Source organism: Stenotrophomonas sp. YJH_SMC_53 (genome assembly GCF_059369995.1).
On record NZ_JCAFTF010000001.1, the window covers coordinates 351,638 to 372,019 of the forward strand.

Here is a 20,382-nt window from a genome sequence, read left to right on the forward strand (position 1 = left end):
ACATGGCGCGCATTCCGTCACATGCTCAAGCGGCAGCCTCCCGCAGCCATTTCGGCTCGGCACTCTTCCTCGCGGCGTTCGCGGTGGTGATCGTCGCGACGCTGGTGGTCGGGTGGGGCGCGGCGTCTCCCGGCCAGCTCTGGCCAGACCACGCCCAGATGATGGGCAGCCTCGATACATGGGCAGGTCGTTGGCGATGGTGGGTTGGCGATGCCAGTGAAGTGACCTTCTACAAGCATGAGTTTGCCTCGCTCGGCCTGATCGGCGGTGCTGCACTGGCCCATTGGGCGCACCGGCGAGGAAAGCGATGGCAGGGATTTCCAGTCTGCTATGGCACTGGCCGCTGGCCCTGGGTCGCGGCAGCTTCGATCGGCGGACTGGTGCTTGCCAACATGGTATTTGCCAGCGCGCTGCAGGACGGGCGCTGGCAACCCACGTTTGTTGCTGCGGTATCGCTGCCGGCGGCGATGGTGCTGCTGTTCGGTGGCGGCTGGAAGATTACGGGAATCGCCGCTGCATCTGGCGCATTGCTGGTCACGCCGCTGGCGTTGTTGCTGGTGAATCAGGTCTGCGCACCGCTGGGCCTGCCCGCCGTCATCGGCAACGTCCTTGCAATGACACTGGCAAGCGCGGCCGCCTTTGTCGCCGCGAGGCGGCTGGGCTGGAATCCGGTTCCCGCTGCGCCTGGGTCAGCGCCGGCTGCGCCCGTCACGCGGCATGGCTGGCAATGGGGTATGCGCAGGGTACTGGCGGACTTCAGTGAAGCGCCCTTCCTGGGCAACGAACTCGCCAGTGCCGGGCTGATCGGCGGCGTACTGCTTGCCGCCCTTCTGCAGCCGGCCGGACCCTTCTATGGCACCGGTTGGCTGATGGCATTGCTGTGCGGCCAGGCGCTCGCCTCCGCGGTGGGGGTCTGGGTATGGCGGGAGCGCTGGATCCAGGGGGGCTGGTATCCCACGTACATCCCGATTGTCTCCGTGGTTCCTGCCTGCATTCTTGCCTATGGCGGGAGCGCGGCGGTGGTGGTGCTGTCCGCGCTGCTGGGGGCACTGCTGACGCCACCGCTGGCCGCGGCATGTTCTGCTCGCTTGCCTGCACACGTGCATCCGTATATCGGCAATCTCCTCTCGATGGCGGCAGGCGTTCTGCTGATCGTCCCTGCAGTGGGCTGGATACTGAAGGGGGCGATATGAGACGGCTGGCATTGGGCTCACTCGGCGGCACCCTCAGCATGCGTGTTGATGCGGCGGACGTGGGCATCGTTCCCAAGGTTTCTGCGCAGATGCTGGCGGAGGTAGTCCCCGGTCTGGGCAGGTTGGCAATGGTGCAGACGCATACGCTTGGGCTGTCACCCAGTGCGTCGCTGTCGTGGGTCGACGTTCTCGCTGCGCGCGACTGGGCCGGCGCGATGGTGGACGACGGCGCTGATGGCGTGGTCATCACCCAGGGCACCGACACGCTCGAGGAGTCAGCGTATCTGTTGGATCTGTTGTGGCCGCACCCGCAGCCGATGGTGTTGACTGGTGCCATGCGTGGGGCTGATGCAGCCGGTGCTGATGGGCCCGGAAACGTGCTGGCTGCGGCGATTGCGGCACTGGATCCGCACACGCGCATGCGCGGGGTGGTCGTCGCCATGCAGGACCGACTGTACGCGGCGGACCAGGTGCGCAAGGTGCATAGTCTGGATCTGGATGCCTTCCAATCGCCAGGTAAAGGCTGTATCGGACGGGTGCAGGAAGGGCAATGCAGCTATGAAGGATCGCCTCCGGAACGACTGCCTGCACTGGTGCCAACACGGGTTCATCAACGGATAGCCATGCTCGAGGCGGTGCTGGGCGAAGGTCCTGAGGTGCTGCATTCGGTGCTGGAGAGCGGATGCGAGGGGCTGGTTGTGGCGGCCATGGGCGCGGGTCATGTCCCGTCCAGTTGGGTTGAACCCTTGGCGCGTGCCGCAGTGCATCGTCCCGTCATCATCGCCTCGCGCACCGGCGCCGGCGCGACGGCACGCCGCACCTATGGCTTTGCTGGCAGCGAAATCCACCTGCAGCGGCGGGGGCTGCTGATGGCGGGATCACTGTGCCCACGTAAGTGTCGCCTGTTGTTGTGGGCGCTGATCGGCTCGGATGCACTCGGTTCTCTGCAGCAACGTCTGCAGGCCTACGGCGGTGGCAACGGCAGCTGAATGCTCCACGCGCAGACACTGCCGCCAGCCTGCATCGGCGACGTACTGTCGGCCTTGGGCGAACGGCCCGGCTGCAGGGAGCGGCACATGGCGTTCAGTAGCGCAGGAAGAAGCGGCCCGCTGGCGGACATCAACGTCACGCCACTGGTGGATGTGATGCTGGTGCTCTTGATCATCTTCATCGTGACCGCGCCGATCGTGGCCCGGCCGATTGCCATTCAGTTGCCACAGGCCACCGATCGCGTGGTCGATCGCCCCGAACCGCCCCCGCCGATCGAGCTGCGCCTGGATGCCTCGAACCAGCTGAGCTGGGATGGCCAGCCGATGGCCATCGGCGATCTGCAGGCGCGCCTGCAGGCACAGGCCGGTGAACATGCCGGCAACCTGCCGGAGCTGCGCATCGCCACCGATCCGTCGGCCGAGTACGAAGGCATGGCGCGGATCCTGGCCGCCGCCGAGGCCACCGGCATGGAGCGTATCGCCTTCGTGCGATAGCGTCTCTAAACCGCCGCTCATGGGGAGATTGCGACGTGAGCGGCGGATGAGGGTGTCAGTATTGCTGGCAGTAGACTGTGCGACCATCCCAACTGCAAGAGATGCGGCTGCTGCTTCCGCGCTGGACGGGGACTCCATACATCTGTGCAGAGCGGACCCATTTGTCAAGATCACCTTCGCGGCCGAAATAATATTGGCCGGCGTATGAGGGAGCAGTGGCGGGATCTGCAATGGTCTCGTCCGGCACCTTGTTGCCGGTGCTGTCGCGGCTTTCCCCCTTCTGATACTTGGCTTCTGTCACATTGTCAGGCGTGATGCGATAAATGGTTTTTGAACCATCTCGCCAGGTGATAACTATATTAACTGCGCCGCCGCCCTTGATGCTGGCCCAGCTAAGCGCAAATTGTTGAATGGAAAGCGCGAAACTGTTCCAGCCGGGATTGCTGGTATTTGCTCCTGCGATTTCCAGCGCAAGATACTGGCCTAGCCGGGTTCTCATGGTTGCTGAATTGACGATCTCGAACGCGTCGGAGGATTTGTATGAATCTGGAAATCGCGCCCCATTAGAATTTCCTGGATTGTCCGGGTGGAGCGGGACCACGGCAGCTCCACCCGCTTTTGGAAATGCTTGGTCGGGCTGAGAATTGGGGGTATACACGCTTTCCACAATTCGCAGAAATGCCATTTGGATTTGGCTAGGGACTGGGGTGGAAATGGCCCGCCACTTCCTGAGTTCACGGTCATACTCAACATTGAAAGCAGTCAGTTGTGCTTTTTCGAAGTCGATTACGACAGTAAGCCCAGACCCAGACTGCAAAGCCACGGACTTCGGCGAGGCACAATTGTTGCACTCGATGAGTCCGCCCGCTCTGGCTTCATCTGTGAATGAAATTACGGCAAGGACAATGATTGCTTTAAACAGCGCAGTGCTGATTGCTCTCACGACTTAACCCCGCTCCATCCTGTGAGGCATGAGTATCAGCCTGATTCATGCATGGATTTTCCCTGGGCCGTGAATTTCAAATAATTCCTAAATTCCACTAATCGCCGGATGCGCGTAGTTCATTCATAATGATTGCGTGAAAGGGTGTCGTCGGTCACGCCAATGTTTTTACCACTTGTTTACAAAGGAGACGGCGCCGCCATGCAGGGGGGTGCGGCAGTCCATGTCCCGACATTCCTTTGGAGAGAGAGCGAATGAATCACCTGCACCACCGCCCGTTGGCGGTTGCCGTCACGCTGTGCGTGATGGCCCTGGCCCCGTTGGGTGCCGCTGCACAATCCACCACCAACCTGGACGCGGTGGAAGTGACCGGTACCCGCATCAAGCGCGCTGAAGTCGAGGGCCAGGTCCCGATCCAGACCCTGACCCGTGGCGACATCGAACGCACCGGCCTGACCTCGATCGGCGAAGTGCTGCAGCAGCTCACCGGTTCCGGCTCTGCGCTCAACGCCAAGTTCAACTCGTCCGGCAACTTCGGTTTCCCGCCCGATGGCAGTGGCGTGGGTGCCGGCTCGGCGCAGGTCGATCTGCGCCACCTCGGTGCCAAGCGCGTGCTGGTGCTGGTTGACGGCATCCGCTGGGTCAACGAGTCGTCCGCATCGGGCGTCGGTGCGGCCACCGACCTCAACACCATTCCGCTGGCCATCGTCGAACGCATCGAGGTGCTGGAAGACGGCGCGTCGTCGCTGTACGGCTCCGATGCCATCGCCGGCGTGGTCAACATCATCACCCGCCGCGACTTCGATGGCGGGCAGGTGACCCTGAACTATGGTGAGTACAGCAAGGGCGACGGCACCCAGAAGGGCGTGGACCTGGCGTGGGGCAAGAGCGGTGATCGCTTCAGCCTGTTCCTGGGCGCCAGCTGGACCAAGCAGGACCCGGTATTCGCCAAGGATCGCGAGCAGTCGCGCTTCCCGATTCCGGGCACCGGCCTGGCCTTCGGCAGCGGCGGCATTCCACAGGGCCGCTTCGCCTTCGTCGACCCCAACACCGGTGCAGAGCAGGACATCGTGCCCAACAGCGGCGTGCCCAACCCGCGCTATGACGGCAGCGCCGGCTGCAACCGCAGCGATGACTACCACTGCTTCACCAGCGCCGACCGCTTCAACTTCGCCGAGTACAACATGGTGCTCACGCCGTCCGAGCGCAAGGGCCTGTTCGGCCAGTTCCGCTTTGACATCACCGACAACGTGCAGTGGTACATCAAGGCGCTGGGCAACCGCCGCGAGTCGACCAACCAGGCCGGCCCCGAGCCGCTGTTCTTCGGCCCCGATGGCGCCACCGGCAATCCGTTGGCCGACAACATCGTGGTCTCGCGCCTGAATCCGTACAACCCGTTCGGCTTCGATCTCGTCTCCGGCGACAACATGAGCCTGATCGGCCGCCGCCCGGTGGAAGGCGGTGCGCGCGTGTTCAAGCAGGAGGTCAACACGACCTATGTGGCCACCGGCCTGGTCGGCAACTTCCAGGCCGCCGACCGCAGCTGGTACTGGGACGTCAACGGCATGTACAGCAAGAACAAGGCCGAACAGACCAACTACGGCAGCTACAACATCTACAACGTCAACATGGCCCTGGGTGACCCGGCGGTGTGCGCGGCAACGCCGGGCTGCGTGCCGTTGAACATCTTCGGTGGCGTCGGTTCGATCACCCCGGACATGCTGAAGTGGATCCAGCCGGTGGTGCGCGACCGCAGCCAGAACGAGCTGAGCCTGTTCACCGCCAACCTGTCCAGCGACCTGTTTACCCTGCCGGCGGGTCCGGTATCGTTCGCCAGCGGTTACGAGTACCGCAAGTACAAGGGCTGGTACCAGCCGGATCCGCTGACCGTGATCGGCCACTACAACGGCGTACCGTCGCAGCCGACCTCCGGTTCCTACGACGTCAACGAGGCCTACCTGGAGCTGAGCGTTCCGATCTTCGCCGACTCGCCGCTGGGCAAGAAGCTGGACCTGAGCCTGGCCGGCCGCTATTCGGACTACTCCACCTTCGGTGGCGAGTTCACGCCCAAGTACGGCCTGCGCTGGCAGGTGACCGATGACTTCGTGCTGCGTACCACGTACGCCGAGGGTTTCCGCGCACCGTCCATCGGCGAACTGTACGGCTCGGCCGCACGTGCCGACCTGCAGCTGTTCGATCCATGCTCGGTGGGCCTGGGCGGTACGCCACCACGTGGCAGTGCCGCCAATTGTGCCGCGCTGGGCGTGCCGGCCGGCTTCCAGCAGGCCAACTCGCAGATCTCGGTGACCACCGGCGGCAATCGTGATCTGGAACCGGAGCGTTCGCGCAGCTTCAGCACTGGCTTCGTGTGGAGCCCGTGGTTCGGCAACAACGCGTCGTGGTCGGAGCGCTTCGATGTGGAGGTGACCTTCTACCGCCACGCCATCGATGGTGCGATCCAGGCCATCAACGCGCAGACCCAGCTGGACCTGTGCGTGGACACGCTCGACCCGGTGTACTGCGATGGCATCACCCGCGCCAGCACGGGTGCGGTCAGCAGCTTCAACAACCGCCTGACCAATCTGGGCTCGATCAAGACCGACGGCTGGGACGTGGACCTGTTCTGGACGTTGCCGCAGACCTCTTTCGGCCAGTTCAAGCTGGCCTGGAAGAACACGTTCGTCGGTCGTTACGAAGCCACCGGCGCGGCCGGGCAGAAGCAGCCGCAGAAGCCGGGCGTGGAAGTGGCCGACAGCTCCATTCCGGAATGGACCAGCAACGCCAGCATCGCCTGGACGATGGACCGCTGGAGTGCGAACTGGACAGTGCGGCACATCTCCGAGCTCACCGAGAACTGCGGCGATGCCGTGGCATTCCCGGTGTGCAGCAACCAGGCCGACGGCACCAACACGCTCTCGGCCACCACCTTCCACGACATGCAGGTGGGCTACAAGATCGAATGGATGAAGGGGCTGCAGCTGACCGCAGGCCTGAACAATGTGTTCGACAAGGATCCGCCGATCTGCCTGTCGTGTTCGTTGAACGGCTACGACGCCTCGACCTACGACATCCCGCGTGGCCGTTACTGGTACCTGCGCGCGGACCTGCGGTTCTGATGTGAGGGTGGCAGCGCCGGTCAGTTCCGGCGCTGCCTTGCGGATGTAGCGCCGAGCCCGCGCTCGGCTGATTCTCTGAGCCGAGCATGGGATCGGCGCTACAGGTGCGGGGTGGTCGTACCCCGCGTCTGATCAGAATGCCCAGGTGAACGTCAGCGAGCCATTGCGGCCATCGCCGTAGGCACCGTAACCGGTGATCTGCGAGTAGTACTTCTTGTCCAGCAGGTTGTTGAGGTTGGCCTGCACGCTGAACTCCGGCGAGATGCGGTAGCGCACGAAGGCACTGACCAGTGCGTAACCTTCCTGCTCGATGCGGCCGTAGGCCGGTACCGGGTAGTAGATGCGGTTCTGCCAGTTGGCACCGCCACCGACGGTCAGCGCCTGCAGCGACTGCGGGGTGTAGCTGGTGAACAGCTTCAGTGCGGTCTGCGGCAGGTTGGTGTTGATGTCGGCGCCGTTGATGTCCTTGGCCACGTAGCGCGATGCGCCGAAGGTGGCATTCCAGCCCGGTGCCAGCTCGCCGTTCACCTCGAATTCGAAGCCGCGGCTGACCGTGCCACGCGCGGCGCGATAGGCGAACTCGTTCTGGCTGCCCTGCACGGGTTCGCCGGTGGCCTGGCCGACGTTGTCCTGTTCGATGCGGAACACCGCCAGCGAGGCATTCAGGCGGTTGTCGAACCATGCCCCCTTGACGCCCACTTCGTAGCTCTTGCCATCGACCGGATCGAGGTAGCTGCCGTTGCGGTCCTTCAGCGTCTGCGGCTGGAAGATTTCGGTGTAGCTGGCGTAGGTCGAGTACGTGCCGTTGATGTCGAACACCAGCCCGGCGTACGGCGTGGTGACCTTGTGCGCGCGGTCGGCGCCTTCGCCCTCGCTCTTCCAGTCGGTGTAGCGGGCGCCGATGATCAGCTTCAGCGGATCGGCCAGCGACAGGCGCGCGGCCGCGTAGCCGGCCTTCTGGGTGATGGTGCCCTCGCTGGCCAGTGCCAGCGGGTTCCAGTTCGGCTCGCTGATGTTGCCGGTCCAGTTCAGATAGCTTGCGAACGGATCCCAGGTCTGGCCGGCACCGCCGACCTGGTAGTCGCCGTAGTTGGCGTACTCGCGCTTGTTGTAGCTCAGGCCTGCCATGAACTGGTGCTCGCGGCCGAACAGCTGGAACGGACCATCAACGTAGCCATCGACGCCGGTGACCTTGCGCTCGGTGTTGTAGAAGCCCGCAGACGGCGAGATGCCCGCGCCGGTGGTCTTGTCGAAGTTCGATGCGCCCGTGGTCCAGTCGTTGTAGGCCGGGTAGAACAGCTTGTCGTCAGCCTTGGTCTCATCGTGCGTGGCACCGACCTTGAACTTCCAGCCATTGCTGAAGGCGTGCTGCAGGGTGGCGAAGGCGCGTTTGCTGGTGGTGTCCCAGTAGGTCCACTTCGGGCTCGCGTTGAACGATTCGTCGTAGCCCGTGCGCGAGCCATCGGAGTACAGCATCGGGAAGCCACCCCAGGTCGCGCCATTGGCGCGCTTCTGCTGGTAGTCGTAGCCCACGCTCAGCTGGGTGTCCGGGGTCAGGTCGGCGTCGATGACGGCGTAGCCCAGCGTCTTGCGCTGGTTATAGCGGTCCATCTGGCCGTCGGTGTCCAGATAGCTGCCGATCACGCGGCCGCGCACGCTGCCGCTGGCGTTCAGTGCGCTGCCCACATCCACCGTGGTGCGGGTGCGGCCCCAGCTGCCGACGTTCACCGACACGCTGCCAGCCAGTTCGGCGCTGTCGGCGTGCTTGCGGACCAGGTTCACCGAGGCGGACGGATTGCCGGCACCACTGAGCAGGCCGGTGGCACCACGCACCACTTCCACGCGGTCGTACAGCGCCAGATCCAGGCCGGAATCACCGTAGCTCCAGTTCTGCACCATCTGTGTCGGCAGGCCGTCGAACTGGTAGGCATCGATGTAGAACCCGCGCGCGTAGAACTCGGTGCGCTCGCTGTCGGACTGGGTGCTGGTCACGCCGGTGGTGTTGGCCAGCACGTCGATGATGTCGTCCAGGTTCTGATCTTCGATGCGCTGGTGGCTGATGATGCTGATCGACTGAGGGATCTCGCGCGGCGCCAGGTCGAAGCGGGTGCCGGCCGAGGTACGGCGCACCGAATAGCCTTCGGCGCGTTCGCCCTTGACCACCACCTTGTCGAGGGTGGTCGGATCGGCGGCGGTGTCGGCGAAGGCGGCCGGGGCCACGGCGCAGAGAACGGCGAGCACGGCAACGGACAGCCGTTGCGGCTGCGGGGTACGGAAGGCGGAACGGGTCATGGGGGTCCTGGACGAGCACGTGCGCTCGGCCGGCATCCAGAAGGCGAGGCGCTACGGGTAGGGGGAGGGCGGGCAGGCCGTCCTGGCGCCACCGGAAACGAAAGAAATCGTAATACGAACTATTCCTATTTACAAATAATGAACGAATCGACCCGATGATCCGGGTGTGGGCTGGGTCAGCGCAGCAGCGGGAGTGGATCGCGCGCGCCGTCGGTGCCGTAGATGCCCCAGTGCAGGTGCGGCGGCGTGCCCTTGGCATTGCCGCTGTCGCCGACGTGGCCAAGCAGGTCGCCGGCCTGGACCACCTGGCCGCGCGACAGACCCTCGGCCCAGCCCTCCAGATGCGCGTAGTAGTAGCGTTCGCGCCCGGGCCCGATCACCCACACCTGGCGGCCACCGAGGCCGCGGTCGCTGATGTCCACGACGACGCCGGCGGTGGCACTGCGCACCGGGGTACCGCGCCTGGCGAAGATGTCGATGCCGGCGTGGGAGCGGTCACGGCCGCGTGGGGCGCCGAAGGTATCGGCGATCTGGCGGGGCCGCACACCTTCCACCGGCACCGGAAGCTCGGTGGCCGGAGGCATCCGCGAGAGTGTCCACAGCAGTTTCGGTGCAGCGGCCCATGGGCTGTTCCACAGTGCCATGGCGGCAACGATCGCGATGACCAGCCACAGGCCGCGCAGCAGCCAGCGGCGCAGGCGACGGGCGGGGGAGGGCGAAGTGTTCATGGTCTCCGACTGTAGCGCCGAGCCATGCTCGGCGGCTGTTGCTTTGCGGTCAAAGCGCAGTCGAGCATGGCTCCGCGCTACAGAACCGGGTCCAGTGGCACTTCGAAACTGCGCTTCAACGTTCCCAGTGCAACCGAGGTGCGGAAGCGCTCGATGTTGTCATCGCCACCGAACAGCCGCTCGGTGATCGCCTCGTACTCTTCCATCGACGCGGCCGACACCAGCAGCAGGAAATCGCCGTCGCCGGTGATCGAATAGCACTGCTGCACCGCCGGGTCGTCCTGCACGCGGTGCTTGAACGGCGCCACGCGTTCGCGCTGCTCGCTGACCACGCGCACCTCGACGATGATGGTCAGCGGTCGCCCGACCTCGGCTGCGGCGACTACCGCCACGTTGGCCGCGATCACACCGCTGTCCTGCAGGCGTTTGATGCGGCGCTGCACGGCTGGGGTGGACAGGTGCACGGCCTCGGCGATCTCGCGCTGCGGCAGGGTGTTGTCCCGCTGCAGCAGGCCGAGGATGGCGCGGTCGAAGCTGTCGAGCACGGGGGCGGTAGCCATGGTGAGCAGAAGTTGCACGAACGGGCTGTCAATTGAGCCAAGTGCTCGGCGCGGGCGCAATAGACTTTGCCCATGCAGACCTCACGACTCGCGCCAATGTTGCCGGCGCTGGCGGTGCTTGGCTCGGTCACCTCGCTGGCCATCGGCACCTCCTACGCAAAACACCTGTTCCCGCTGATCGGCGCCCAGGGCACCAGCGCGCTGCGCGTGGGCTTCTCAGCGCTGTTGCTGCTGCTGTTCTGGCGGCCGTGGCGCTGGAAGACCGGCCGCGCGGATGCGATCACCCTCCTGCGCTACGGGCTCACCCTGGGCCTGATGAACCTGCTGTTCTACATGGCCCTGCGCACGATTCCCTTCGGCATCGCGGTGGCCATCGAGTTCACCGGGCCACTGACGGTGGCGATGCTGTCATCACGGCGACCGATCGACTTCGTCTGGGTGGGCTGCGCAGTGGTGGGGTTGTTGCTGCTGCTGCCGCTGGGCGGCGGCCCGGCGCTGGATCCGGCCGGCGTGCTGTATGCGATGGGCGCAGCGGCGTGTTGGGGGCTTTACATCGTGTTCGGCAAGCGTGCCGGACACCTGCACGCCGGGCATTCGGTGTCGCTGGGGCTGCTGGCGGCTTCGCTGGTGGTGGTGCCGGTGGGCGTGGTGCATGCCGGCACCGCGCTGCTCGATCCAGAGATCCTGGCCGCCGGCCTGCTGGTGGCGCTGGTCTCAAGCGCGATCCCGATGTCGCTGGAGATGATGGCGCTCAAGCGCCTGCCAAAGGAGACCTTCGGCATCCTGATCAGCATGGAGCCGGCGGTGGCCGCGCTGTGGGCGATGCTGCTGCTGCACGAACACCTGCACGGGCTGCAGTGGCTGGCGATCGGCTGCACGGTGCTGGCTTCGGTGGGCAGCACGATGACCGCGCGGCGATTGAAGGTGCCGGTGGTCCAGGCCGGGTAGCGGCAGAGAGCGTGCGGACCAACGGTCCGCACCCACCAGAGCGGCGTGCCAACCAAGGTTGGCACCTACCAAGAGCGGTCAGCGCAGGGCGTCGGCCGGGACGTCGATCTGCATCGCCAGGGCGAGGTGATCGGAGAACGCGGCCGGCACGGCTTCCACGGTACGGGTCTGCAGGCCACTGCTGACCAGGATGTGGTCGATGGCGCGGTCGGGGCGCCAGCTGGGGAAGGTCGGCACGATGCAGCCGGGCGGTTGCAGTCGGGTCTTCTGGTACAGCACCTGCATTTCCGGGCGTTCGGCCAGACAGTTGAAGTCGCCCATCAGCACCGCGTTGGGGTGGTCGGACAGCAGCTCGGCGATGAAGCCCAGCTGCGACATCCGCGATCCCGCGCCCAATGACAGATGGGCCACCGCCACCGCCAGGCCGTCGGCACCATCGCCGAACTTGGCCAGCAGCACGCCGCGCCCGCCGATGCGGCCGGGCAGGGCGTGGTCCTGCACTTCCACCGGTTCCAGCTTGCTCAGCAGGCCATTGGCGCTGGAGGCGACCCCGCCCATGCGCCGGTTCGGCTGGTGGCTCCAGTAGTTGAAGCCGGCGCGCTGGGCCAGGTAATGGGTCTGGTTGGTGAAGCCCGAGCGCAGGCTGCCCGGGTCGGCCTCCTGCAGGCCGACGATGTCATGTTCGCGCGCCAGGGTGGCGATCGCGTCCAGGCTGCTGCGCTTGCGACCCGCCGGCAGCGCATGTGACCAGCTGCGGGTCACATAGTCGCTGTAACGGCGGGTACTTGAGCCGGCCTGGATGTTGGCCGTCAGCAAGCGCAGGGTCCGTGTACGGGGGGAATTCACGGCCGGGAAATGCTTCTCTTGGATCAGTGAGCCTGGGCCGCACCGCGTTCGCGGGCGATCAGGTGGTCGGCGATGCGCAGCATGTCCGGGAAGCTCTTGCCCTTCACCAGGTACTTGCCGTTGACGATGATCGACGGGGTGCCGCTGATCTGGCTGCGCTGGGCGAACTGCTTGGCCGAGTTGGTCTTGGCGTTCACCGCGAAGCTGCCCATGGTGGCCGCGAACTGTTTCGGATCGACGCCGTAGGCGGCGTAGAACTTGGCGATGTCTTCCACCGAGTCACGGCCGCGCTCGCCCTTCAGGGTCTTCTGCGAGTGGATGGCGGCGTACAGCGCTTCGTGGGTCTTCTCCTGCACGCCCAGGGTCTGCGCGGCGTAGAAGGCACGGGCGTAGTCATCCCAGGTGCCGCCGAACATGGCCGGCACGTAGACGAAGTTCACGTCGCTGGGCAGGCCGGCCTTCCACGGGCCGACCAGCGGCTGGAACGCGGCGCAGGCCGGGCAGACGTAGCCGAAGATCTCGGTCACTTCGATCTTGCCGGCGGCCGGCTGGAACGGCTGGCCGTTCGGGATCACCTGGTAGTCGGCACCTTCCACCGGAGCCGGGCCGGTCAGTGCGGCAGTGGTCGGGGCCGGCGCGGCGGCCGGAGTTGCTTCGGCCGGAGTCTTCTCGCCTTCAGCGGCAGCCGGCGCGGCGCCTTCGCTGCCCGCCGCCGGTGCGGCAGCCGGTTCGGTGGTCGTGGCCGGGGTTGCTGCCGGTTCGGCGGGCGCCGCGGTGGTGTTGGTGCTGCCGTCGTCGGCCTTGCAGGCGGCCAGGATCGGCAGCAGCGCTGCGAGGGCGAGGGCGTAACGGATCTTCATGGAAACGTCTCCAGCATCTGGAAAGGTGGGGCCGGCGGCAGGCGCCGGCCAAGGGGAAATGATGACACGTGGCGGCGACAACGCCGTGTCGGTGGTGGGTGTTGGTTCAGCGGCCGCGGGCGGCGCGCGCCTGCGCGATCAGCGCCGAGGCAATGCGCAGCTGGTCGTCGAAGCTGTTGCCGCGCACCAGGTACTGGCCATTGATGATGATGGCCGGGGTGCCCGGAATCTTGGTGCGCTGGGCGAACGCGCGCGCGGCCTCGACCTTCTTCTGCACGGCATCGCCGCGCAGGGCCTGGATGTAGCGGTCCGGGGTCACGCCGTAGGCCTTGTAGAAGGTGGCGAGCTCATCGGCCGAGACGTTCTGCATCGGCAGCGAACCCTGCTCGTGCAGGGCCTTGAACACGGCGGCATGGCTGCGCTTGGCCACGCCGACTTCGTCGGCGGCGTAGTAGGCCAGTGCCCAGGCATCCCAGGCACCGCCGAAGGCCGCCGGGACCGGGGTGAAGCGCACGTCGGCCGGCAGCTTGGCCGCCCAGGCTTCCAGCTGCGGTTCGAAATGGGCGCAGTGCGGGCAGGTGTAGCCGAAGACTTCGACCACCTCGATCTTGCCGGCCAGCGGCTGGAACGGGCCCGGCTGGGCGATGCGCTCGTAGTCTTTGCCCTCGACCAGCGGGGCATTGGCGGGGGTGGCGGCGCAGGCTGCCAGCGGCAGCAGCACCAGCACGGACAACAGCAGGCGGGAAATCAACCTCATCGACACGCATCTCCGTTGAAAAAAGCAACGCCGGCGCAGCCGCCGGCGTGAAGGAAACATACCGCAGCCGTGGGCCGGCGTCGCGGCCCGGGCCGACCAGTGGTGGTCAGGGGGCGGCAGCCGGTTGTGTTGGCGTGGCCGCGGCGGCCACATCGTCGGCCTTGTTGTGCAGGCCCTGCAGGTAGCTCGACAGCGCCTGCACTTCCTGCTCGCTGAGCTTCTGCGCGACCGTGGCCATGATCTGGAAGTGCGCCTTGTCGGTCTCGTTGGTCTGGCCGGCCTGGTACTCCTGCAGGCGGCGCGCGACATAGCTGGCGTGCTGGCCACCGAGATGCGGATAGGCCGGGCCGGGATTGCCGGCACCGCTGGGGCCATGGCAGGCCATGCAGGCCGGCAGGCCACGCTTGGCATCGCCGCCGCGGTACAGCTGCTGGCCGATCTCGTAGAACTTCATGCCCTTGTAGGGGCCGTCGGTGACCGCCGTGTCATCGGCGATGCCAGCGTTGGCCTTCTGCGTGGCGAAGTAGGCGCCGATATCACGCATGTCCTGCGGGGTGAGGTTCTGCACGAACGGCACCATCGCCACCGCCGCGCCGGAACTGCGCTGGCCGTTGGCGATCAGGGCCATCTGCTGGGCCACGTAGCGTTCGCTCTGGCCGGCAATGGACGGGTACATCTCCACCGTGGAATTGCCGTCGGCACCGTGGCAGGCCGCGCAGGCCGTCGCCTTGGTCTGCCCGGCCTTCGCATCGCCCCAGTGGGTCTTGCTGAAATCCACCTCCAGCGAGGCGGTGTTGATCGGCCCATTGTCGGGCAGCGGGGTCAACGTGGTCTGCGCGAACGCAGCAGCGGCAACGACGACAGCAGTGGCAAGGGCGGATACGGCAAGAACGCGAGCGTGGCGCATGCTGAAGCTCCGTATGGACCGGGCCGGGCGGTGGCGGCCGGCATCGCCCGGATTATCAACGCCGTTTCCGCGCACGGTCAACGCAGCAGTGCAGCAAAATGCCCGCAAAGGCCGCCGGCACGGGCGCGCGGCGCCGCAACATGCGATCCTAGGCACATGTCATTGCTCATCGAACGCGCCCGTTACCACCTTTCGGCCCATAACGTGCGGCAGCTGCCGCCCGACGAAGGGGCCGAAGTGGCCTTCGCCGGCCGCTCCAACGCCGGCAAGTCCAGTGCGCTCAACGCGCTGACCCGCCAGAACGCCCTGGCGCGTGTCTCCAAGACCCCCGGCCGTACCCAGCAGCTGGTGTTCTTCCAGGTCACCCCGGAGGCGCATCTGGTCGACCTGCCCGGTTACGGCTACGCCAAGGTGCCGCTGGACCTGCAGGCGCACTGGCAGGCCTTCATCGACAAGTACTTCCGCACCCGCGAGGCCCTGAAGGGGCTGGTGGTGGTGATGGACATCCGTCATCCGCTGAAGGACTACGACCGGCAGATGCTGTCCTATGCCGTGCAGCGTGGCCTGCCGGCGCATGCCCTGCTGACCAAGGCCGACAAGCTCAGCCGCAGCCAGCAGATGCAGTCCTTGCAGAAGGTGCGCAAGGAGCTGCAATCGGCCTACGGTGACAGCGTCAGCGTGCAGGTGTTCTCGGGCGAAGACCGTACCGGCGTGGACGAAGCCCGCGGCGTGATCGGCGGCTGGCTGGGGCTGGAATAAGGTATTGCCGGTCGCCCGGCTGGCAGCCGGGCGCTACCCGATCGGGTGGGTGCCGACCTTGGTCGGCACACCCTCACAACGGCGAATACTCCGCCGGGACCCACGCATAGGCCTGGCCTTCCCTGCGGACGTGGCCCAGGCCCGGGAAGGGCAGGTGCGCACCGGCCACCCACCAGCCGTTGGCGGTGGCCTGCTGCAGCAGCCCGCGACGGCTGGCGATGGCCGCCTTGCGGTCCGAATCGGCCTCGAACGCGGCCTCCGGGTGCGCGAACTGCACCGCATGGAAGTGCAGCACGTCGCCCCACACCAGCAGTGACTGGCCTTGGCTGTCGAACCGGTAGGAGACGTGGCCGGGGGTATGGCCATGGGTGTCCATCGCCACCGCGCCGCCGGGCAGGGCATCGCCGGGGGTGAACGTGCGCAGGTGGCCACTGGCCTGGTACGGTGCCACCGCGTTGCGCGCCAGCGGGAAGGCGAAGCGCACACCCTTCGGCGCGGAAGCCTCGCTGGCCGGGTTGAGCCAGTAGTCGGCATCGGCCCTGGACAGCCACACCGTGGCATTCGGGTAGGCCGGCTTGCCCTGTGCATCGAGCACCCCGCACAGGTGGTCCGGATGGGCGTGGGTCAGCAGCACCTCGTCCACCTCGGCCGGGTCCACGCCGGAGGCGCGCAGGTTGCCCAGCACCTGGCCCAGGCCGGGGCCGAAGCACTGCGCGGTGCCGGTATCGACCAGGGTCAGGTGGTTGCCCTGGCGCACCAGGAACGCGTTGATTGCGGTCTGCAGGCCCTTCTTGTCTTCGGGCACGTAGCGGCCTTCCAACAGGCGGCTGACCAGTGTCGGCGGCACGTCGACCACTTCCTGCCGGCCCAGCGCGACCACGCCGTCGAACAGGGCGGTGACCTGCAGCGCACCGACGCGCTGGTGGTAGACGCCGGGCACCTGCTGGGTGGGCGCGGGCGAGGTGGCTTCGGCCAGCGCCGCCAGTGGCAGGGCGGACAGGGCCAGCAGCAGGGCGGTGCGTAGGGGCAGATGGCGCAGGGTCATGAGGGTTCTCGGTGGATGATGGGCGGTTCCGTTGGCCTAGCGTGCCGTGACTGGCGTGCGCACGGCGCTCAAACCACTGCGTGGAATGCTCAGGGAAGGGGGTGTTGTCTGCAGGGCTGCGCCCTGCACCTGCTACGAGCCAGAGCAACGGCCGAAGCAACAGCAACAGCAACAGCGGGCTATCCGTGGGATGGCGGGGTGGGTCCGGTTGCGGGAGACGCCGTAAACCCGTCCATGGGGGCTTGGCCGCGGCTTGCTCGTGTGCGCTGTCCTGCGCACACGGCAAGACCGGGATTGGGCGTCCTGCCCAACCCGCCCGAGGTATACCTCGGGCCCATGCCGCGGACACTCCCGCAACCGGACCCACCCCGCCTTCGACAGTTTTCCTTGATCTGTCGGAACAGCACGTGGGGTCAGATCCGTTTTCCGGAGGAAAACGGATCTGACCCCAGGAATTTCATTCGATATCTGACAGATGTGTCGACACGGTCGACACCTACCAACAGCCGCGAAGATCTGTCAGAGGTGGGGCGGTGTGGGTGGGCAGGACCGATGGCGCCATGGATGGCGCCATCGAGCCCCCATGGGTGAGGGCGCGTTGCTTGCGAAGTACTGCTTCGCAGGCGCCCGAACGCACAGCCGCCAGCGGCTGGGCCGGACCGCGGAGCGGGGTTTACGGCGTGTCCTGCCCACCCACACCGCCCCGCCCTCCCACGGATAGCCGCTGTTGCTGTTGCTTCGGCCGTTGCCTTGGCTCGTAGCGGGTGCAGGGCGCAGCCCTGCCGACCCCCCTCAAATGTCTGTGGGAGCCAGCCCGTACTGCTCGGCAAAGCGCTTGCTGAAACTGGCCGCAGAGCGGTAGCCCGCGCGTGCGGCCACGGTCTTCAGCGGCAGGTCGGTGGTGTAGAGCAGCTGCATGCCATGCGCCAGCCGGGCCTCGGTGAGCAGCTGGCGCAGGCTGGTGTCCTCGGCGGCGAGCCGACGGCGCAGGGTCGCGCCGCTCAGCGCGAACAGCGCTTCCACATCACGCGATTGCCAGTCGCGAGCAGGTTCGGCGGCGATGCGGTCGCGGATCTGTTCGCCCAGGCTCGGCGCCTGCGGCAGCAGCAGGTTGCCGTGGCCCTGCCGGCACAGGGTCAGTACCAACGAGGCCAGGGCCAGCCGCGCTTCGCTGTAACGGCCGTCCTGCAGCGATTGCCGCCACTGGCGCAGCACCGCGCCATGATCGATCAACGGCAGCCGCGCCATCGCATGACCGGCGGCGGGAAGCTCCCCGCTCCACAGCGTGCGTGCGGCCGCCAGCACTTCGGCACACAGCGGCACGATGGCGCTGAGGTAGCGGCCACTGCGTGGGTCGGGGGTGTTGACCACATCGATGCGGCAGCGCTGGGTCAGCAGCAGGATGTCGCCGGGCATGAACTCCAGCGACTGGTGCGCGGTACGCACCTGCTTGCGTCCTTCCAGCAGGATCGCGAACTGTGGTTGTGGAATCTCCACCGAGCTGGCGCCATGTTCGCGCCGAGCGGTGATGCACGCATAACCTTCGGCGCGTGCGCAGCCGGCCAGGCTGGCCATCTCGGCCAGCAGTGCGGTGGCCGGTGGCAGCATGGCGGTCATGACACGTGGGCACCGAACAGGCGACCGACGCCGGCCGCCGCGGCCATCGCCAATGCGCCCCAGAACATCACCCGGATCGCGCCGCGAACCGGCGGTGCGCCGCCGGCCCTGGCCGCCACTGCGCCGGTCAGGCACAGGCCGAGCAGGGTACTGGCCGTGGTCATCAGTGCGACCCTGTCGACCGGCGCGAGCAGGGCGGTCAGCACCGGCAGCGCCGCGCCGCAGGTGAACGCACCGGCCGAGGCCAGCGCTGCCTGCAGCGGGCGGGCGCGCAGGGTATCGGTGATGCCCAGTTCGTCGCGGGCGTGGGCACCCAGCGCATCATGGGCGGTGAGCTGTTCGGCCACCTGCCGTGCCAGCGCAGGCTCCAGGCCGCGGTGGCGGTAGATCGCGGCCAGCTCCTCCAGCTCGCTGTGCGGATTTTCGCGCAGCTCGCGCTTTTCCATTGCCAGGTCTGCGTCCTCGGTGTCGGCCTGGGTCTGTACCGAGACGTACTCGCCGGCGGCCATCGACATCGCGCCGGCCACGGTGCCGGCCACGCCGGTGGCGAGGATGGTGGTAGCGGAGGCGCCGCCGGCGGCCACGCCGACCACCAGGCCGGCCACCGAGACGATGCCATCATTGGCGCCCAGCACGGCGGCACGCAGCCAGCCGACGCGCTCGGAGCGGTGCAGTTCGGGATGTCGTGAATGGCGGCTCATGTCGTTGAGTGTACGAGGGTCAAGAGGGCGTCGGTAGGATGCTGAAACCCGTCACCGTCGCATGACGCAACGAGGTGCCACGCTATAGTGCGCCCTTGCGATGGAAGGCCGCGAGCCCCACATCCCCCGCCACCGTCCAGCGAGCCCTCCCCTTGTCGAGCCCCAGCCACGTCGCCGATACCCCCATTACCGACCGCTCGCAGCTGGTGGAGGTGATCGCCTCCGGCGAGAAGCCTCGCGCGCAGTGGCGCATCGGCACCGAGCACGAGAAGTTCGGGTTCCGCCTGGACGACCTGCGCCCGCCGACCTTCGAGGGGGAGCGCGGCATCGAAGCACTGCTCAACGGCCTGGTCCGCTTCGGCTGGGAGCCGGTACAGGAGAATGGCCGCACCATCGCCCTGCTGCGCGATGGGGCCTCGGTGACGCTGGAACCGGCCGGCCAGCTGGAGCTGTCCGGTGCGGCGCTGGAGACCATCCACCAGACCTGCGTGGAGACCGGCACCCACCTCAACGAAGTGGCGCAGGTGGCCGGCGAACTGCAGTTGGGTTTCCTCGGCATGGGCTTTCAGCCGAAGTGGAAGCGCGATGAAATGCCGTGGATGCCGAAGGGCCGCTACAAGATCATGCGCGCGTACATGCCCAAGGTCGGTTCGCTGGGCCTGGACATGATGACCCGCACCTGCACGGTGCAGGTGAACCTGGACTACGCCACCGAGGCGGACATGGTGAAGAAGTTCCGCGTGTCGCTGGCGCTGCAGCCGATCGCCACCGCGCTGTTCGCCGATTCGCCGTTCACCGAAGGCAAGCCGAACGGCTACCTGAGCTATCGCTCGCACATCTGGACCGATACCGACGCCGACCGCACCGGCATGCTCGACTTCGTGTTCGAGGATGGATTCGGCTACGAGCGCTATGTCGATTACCTGCTCGACGTGCCGATGTACTTCTCCTACCGCGACGGCATCTACCACGACGCCAGCGGGCAGAGTTTCCGCGACTTCATGCAGGGCAAGCTGCCGGTGCTGCCGGGCGCGTTGCCGACGCTGCGCGACTGGTCGGACCACATGACCACCGCGTTCCCGGAAGTGCGCCTGAAGAAGTACCTGGAAATGCGCGGCGCTGATGGTGGCCCGTGGAGCCGCCTGTGTGCGCTGCCGGCGTTCTGGGTGGGCCTGCTGTACGACGACACTGCGCTGGATGCGGCCTGGGACCTGGTGCGTGACTTCACCCTGGCCGAGCGCCATGCGCTGCGTGACGGCGTGCCGAAGCATGCAATGAACCTGCCGTTCCGCAACGGCACCGTGCGTGACCTGGCCCGGGAAGCGGTCAGGATTTCCGTGGAAGGCCTCAAGCGCCGTGCGGCGCGCAATGCCGACGGCCAGGACGAAAGCAAGTTCCTGGACGTGCTGCAGGAGATCGTCGAATCCGGCCTGACCCCGGCCGAGCGCAAGCTGGCGCTGTTCCATGGCCGCTGGCATGGTGACGTCGATCCGGTGTTCCGCGAATTCGCGTACTGAGTGGATTGCGGTAGTGCCGGCCGCTGGCCGGCAGCCAGGCGGGGGCGCCGGCCAGCGGCCGGCACTACCAGAAAAAAACCCCGGCATTGCCGGGGTTTTTCATTTCCAG

General features: G+C 66.6%; 18 protein-coding genes. 7 read left to right on the forward strand and 11 right to left on the reverse strand.

Going from position 1 to position 20,382, the window contains the following annotated elements:
* Positions 1-2: 2 nt before the first annotated feature.
* The 3 genes from AC5P7X_RS01630 to AC5P7X_RS01640 all read left to right on the forward strand — a co-directional run bounded on the left by AC5P7X_RS01630 (position 3) and on the right by AC5P7X_RS01640 (position 2,677).
* Positions 3-1,193: a hypothetical protein gene (locus tag AC5P7X_RS01630; protein ID WP_495214354.1), complete on the forward strand. Its 1,191-nt coding sequence runs from the start codon at positions 3-5 to the stop codon at positions 1,191-1,193.
* Complete coding sequence (locus AC5P7X_RS01635; protein ID WP_053500298.1) at positions 1,190-2,182, forward strand: asparaginase; 993 nt, start codon at positions 1,190-1,192, stop codon at positions 2,180-2,182. Before AC5P7X_RS01630 ends, AC5P7X_RS01635 begins: the two co-directional genes overlap by 4 nt.
* An 87-nt stretch (positions 2,183-2,269) precedes the next feature.
* Positions 2,270-2,677 carry an ExbD/TolR family protein gene (locus AC5P7X_RS01640; protein WP_053500303.1) on the forward strand — a complete coding sequence of 136 codons (408 nt, stop codon included), beginning with the start codon at positions 2,270-2,272 and terminating at the stop codon, positions 2,675-2,677.
* 55 nt (positions 2,678-2,732) lie between these two features.
* On the opposite strand, the gene AC5P7X_RS01645 is transcribed toward AC5P7X_RS01640, so the two are convergent.
* Positions 2,733-3,620, reverse strand: a complete 888-nt coding sequence (locus AC5P7X_RS01645) for a hypothetical protein (RefSeq protein WP_141750808.1) — start codon at positions 3,618-3,620, stop codon at positions 2,733-2,735.
* A 305-nt stretch (positions 3,621-3,925) separates the two neighbouring features.
* On the opposite strand from AC5P7X_RS01645, the gene AC5P7X_RS01650 reads away from it, so the two are divergent.
* Positions 3,926-6,736, forward strand: coding sequence for a TonB-dependent receptor (locus AC5P7X_RS01650; protein WP_428992584.1), 2,811 nt, complete (start codon positions 3,926-3,928; stop codon positions 6,734-6,736).
* 132 nt (positions 6,737-6,868) lie between these two features.
* On the opposite strand, the gene fhuE is transcribed toward AC5P7X_RS01650, so the two are convergent.
* The 3 genes from fhuE to AC5P7X_RS01665 form a co-directional block, all read right to left on the reverse strand.
* Complete coding sequence (gene fhuE, locus AC5P7X_RS01655; protein WP_053500294.1) at positions 6,869-9,028, reverse strand: ferric-rhodotorulic acid/ferric-coprogen receptor FhuE; 2,160 nt, start codon at positions 9,026-9,028, stop codon at positions 6,869-6,871.
* Positions 9,029-9,204: 176 nt separating this feature from the next.
* The gene (locus AC5P7X_RS01660) at positions 9,205-9,756 is read right to left on the reverse strand and encodes a M23 family metallopeptidase (protein ID WP_053500292.1); all 552 of its coding nucleotides are present in this window, start codon (positions 9,754-9,756) and stop codon (positions 9,205-9,207) included.
* A 77-nt stretch (positions 9,757-9,833) separates the two neighbouring features.
* On the reverse strand, positions 9,834-10,316 hold the full coding sequence (locus tag AC5P7X_RS01665) for an Lrp/AsnC family transcriptional regulator (RefSeq protein ID WP_053500290.1): 483 nt from the start codon (positions 10,314-10,316) through the stop codon (positions 9,834-9,836).
* Between the two features lie 72 nt (positions 10,317-10,388).
* Between AC5P7X_RS01665 and AC5P7X_RS01670 the strand changes: the two genes are divergently transcribed.
* Complete coding sequence (locus tag AC5P7X_RS01670) at positions 10,389-11,264, forward strand: EamA family transporter (RefSeq protein ID WP_080375111.1); 876 nt, start codon at positions 10,389-10,391, stop codon at positions 11,262-11,264.
* A gap of 78 nt (positions 11,265-11,342) precedes the next feature.
* Here AC5P7X_RS01670 and AC5P7X_RS01675 read toward each other — a convergent pair whose 3' ends face one another.
* The 4 genes from AC5P7X_RS01675 to AC5P7X_RS01690 form a co-directional block, all read right to left on the reverse strand.
* Complete coding sequence (locus AC5P7X_RS01675; protein WP_005419292.1) at positions 11,343-12,080, reverse strand: endonuclease/exonuclease/phosphatase family protein; 738 nt, start codon at positions 12,078-12,080, stop codon at positions 11,343-11,345.
* 53 nt (positions 12,081-12,133) lie between these two features.
* Positions 12,134-12,970 (reverse strand): thiol:disulfide interchange protein DsbA/DsbL, encoded by an 837-nt coding sequence (locus tag AC5P7X_RS01680; protein WP_053500287.1) that lies wholly within the window; start codon positions 12,968-12,970, stop codon positions 12,134-12,136.
* Between the two features lie 106 nt (positions 12,971-13,076).
* Positions 13,077-13,727 (reverse strand): thiol:disulfide interchange protein DsbA/DsbL, encoded by a 651-nt coding sequence (locus AC5P7X_RS01685; RefSeq protein WP_005419285.1) that lies wholly within the window; start codon positions 13,725-13,727, stop codon positions 13,077-13,079.
* A gap of 106 nt (positions 13,728-13,833) precedes the next feature.
* Positions 13,834-14,634: a c-type cytochrome gene (locus tag AC5P7X_RS01690; protein WP_014648400.1), complete on the reverse strand. Its 801-nt coding sequence runs from the start codon at positions 14,632-14,634 to the stop codon at positions 13,834-13,836.
* 156 nt (positions 14,635-14,790) lie between these two features.
* On the opposite strand from AC5P7X_RS01690, the gene yihA reads away from it, so the two are divergent.
* Positions 14,791-15,393: a ribosome biogenesis GTP-binding protein YihA/YsxC gene (yihA, locus tag AC5P7X_RS01695; RefSeq protein ID WP_005411022.1), complete on the forward strand. Its 603-nt coding sequence runs from the start codon at positions 14,791-14,793 to the stop codon at positions 15,391-15,393.
* Positions 15,394-15,466: 73 nt separating this feature from the next.
* On the opposite strand, the gene AC5P7X_RS01700 is transcribed toward yihA, so the two are convergent.
* The 3 genes from AC5P7X_RS01700 to AC5P7X_RS01710 all read right to left on the reverse strand — a co-directional run bounded on the left by AC5P7X_RS01700 (position 15,467) and on the right by AC5P7X_RS01710 (position 18,756).
* Positions 15,467-16,438 carry an MBL fold metallo-hydrolase gene (locus AC5P7X_RS01700; protein WP_053500590.1) on the reverse strand — a complete coding sequence of 324 codons (972 nt, stop codon included), beginning with the start codon at positions 16,436-16,438 and terminating at the stop codon, positions 15,467-15,469.
* 792 nt (positions 16,439-17,230) lie between these two features.
* Positions 17,231-18,055, reverse strand: coding sequence for a helix-turn-helix transcriptional regulator (locus AC5P7X_RS01705; RefSeq protein ID WP_065185384.1), 825 nt, complete (start codon positions 18,053-18,055; stop codon positions 17,231-17,233).
* Positions 18,052-18,756 carry a VIT1/CCC1 transporter family protein gene (locus AC5P7X_RS01710; protein ID WP_005419279.1) on the reverse strand — a complete coding sequence of 235 codons (705 nt, stop codon included), beginning with the start codon at positions 18,754-18,756 and terminating at the stop codon, positions 18,052-18,054. Before AC5P7X_RS01710 ends, AC5P7X_RS01705 begins: the two co-directional genes overlap by 4 nt.
* Before the next feature lie 152 nt (positions 18,757-18,908).
* Between AC5P7X_RS01710 and AC5P7X_RS01715 the strand changes: the two genes are divergently transcribed.
* Positions 18,909-20,273: a glutamate--cysteine ligase gene (locus AC5P7X_RS01715; RefSeq protein WP_065196467.1), complete on the forward strand. Its 1,365-nt coding sequence runs from the start codon at positions 18,909-18,911 to the stop codon at positions 20,271-20,273.
* Positions 20,274-20,382: the final 109 nt, after the last annotated feature.

Coding starts and splice junctions, on each gene's coding strand:
- AC5P7X_RS01630 (WP_495214354.1), top strand. CDS start 3: ATGGCGCGCATTCCGTCACATGCTCAAGCGGCAGCCTCCCGCAGCCAT.
- AC5P7X_RS01635 (WP_053500298.1), top strand. CDS start 1,190: ATGAGACGGCTGGCATTGGGCTCACTCGGCGGCACCCTCAGCATGCGT.
- AC5P7X_RS01640 (WP_053500303.1), top strand. CDS start 2,270: ATGGCGTTCAGTAGCGCAGGAAGAAGCGGCCCGCTGGCGGACATCAAC.
- AC5P7X_RS01650 (WP_428992584.1), top strand. CDS start 3,926: ATGGCCCTGGCCCCGTTGGGTGCCGCTGCACAATCCACCACCAACCTG.
- fhuE (WP_053500294.1), bottom strand. CDS start 9,028: ATGACCCGTTCCGCCTTCCGTACCCCGCAGCCGCAACGGCTGTCCGTT.
- AC5P7X_RS01660 (WP_053500292.1), bottom strand. CDS start 9,756: ATGAACACTTCGCCCTCCCCCGCCCGTCGCCTGCGCCGCTGGCTGCTG.
- AC5P7X_RS01665 (WP_053500290.1), bottom strand. CDS start 10,316: ATGGCTACCGCCCCCGTGCTCGACAGCTTCGACCGCGCCATCCTCGGC.
- AC5P7X_RS01670 (WP_080375111.1), top strand. CDS start 10,389: ATGCAGACCTCACGACTCGCGCCAATGTTGCCGGCGCTGGCGGTGCTT.
- AC5P7X_RS01680 (WP_053500287.1), bottom strand. CDS start 12,970: ATGAAGATCCGTTACGCCCTCGCCCTCGCAGCGCTGCTGCCGATCCTG.
- AC5P7X_RS01685 (WP_005419285.1), bottom strand. CDS start 13,727: ATGAGGTTGATTTCCCGCCTGCTGTTGTCCGTGCTGGTGCTGCTGCCG.
- AC5P7X_RS01690 (WP_014648400.1), bottom strand. CDS start 14,634: ATGCGCCACGCTCGCGTTCTTGCCGTATCCGCCCTTGCCACTGCTGTC.
- yihA (WP_005411022.1), top strand. CDS start 14,791: ATGTCATTGCTCATCGAACGCGCCCGTTACCACCTTTCGGCCCATAAC.
- AC5P7X_RS01700 (WP_053500590.1), bottom strand. CDS start 16,438: ATGACCCTGCGCCATCTGCCCCTACGCACCGCCCTGCTGCTGGCCCTG.
- AC5P7X_RS01705 (WP_065185384.1), bottom strand. CDS start 18,055: ATGACCGCCATGCTGCCACCGGCCACCGCACTGCTGGCCGAGATGGCC.
- AC5P7X_RS01710 (WP_005419279.1), bottom strand. CDS start 18,756: ATGAGCCGCCATTCACGACATCCCGAACTGCACCGCTCCGAGCGCGTC.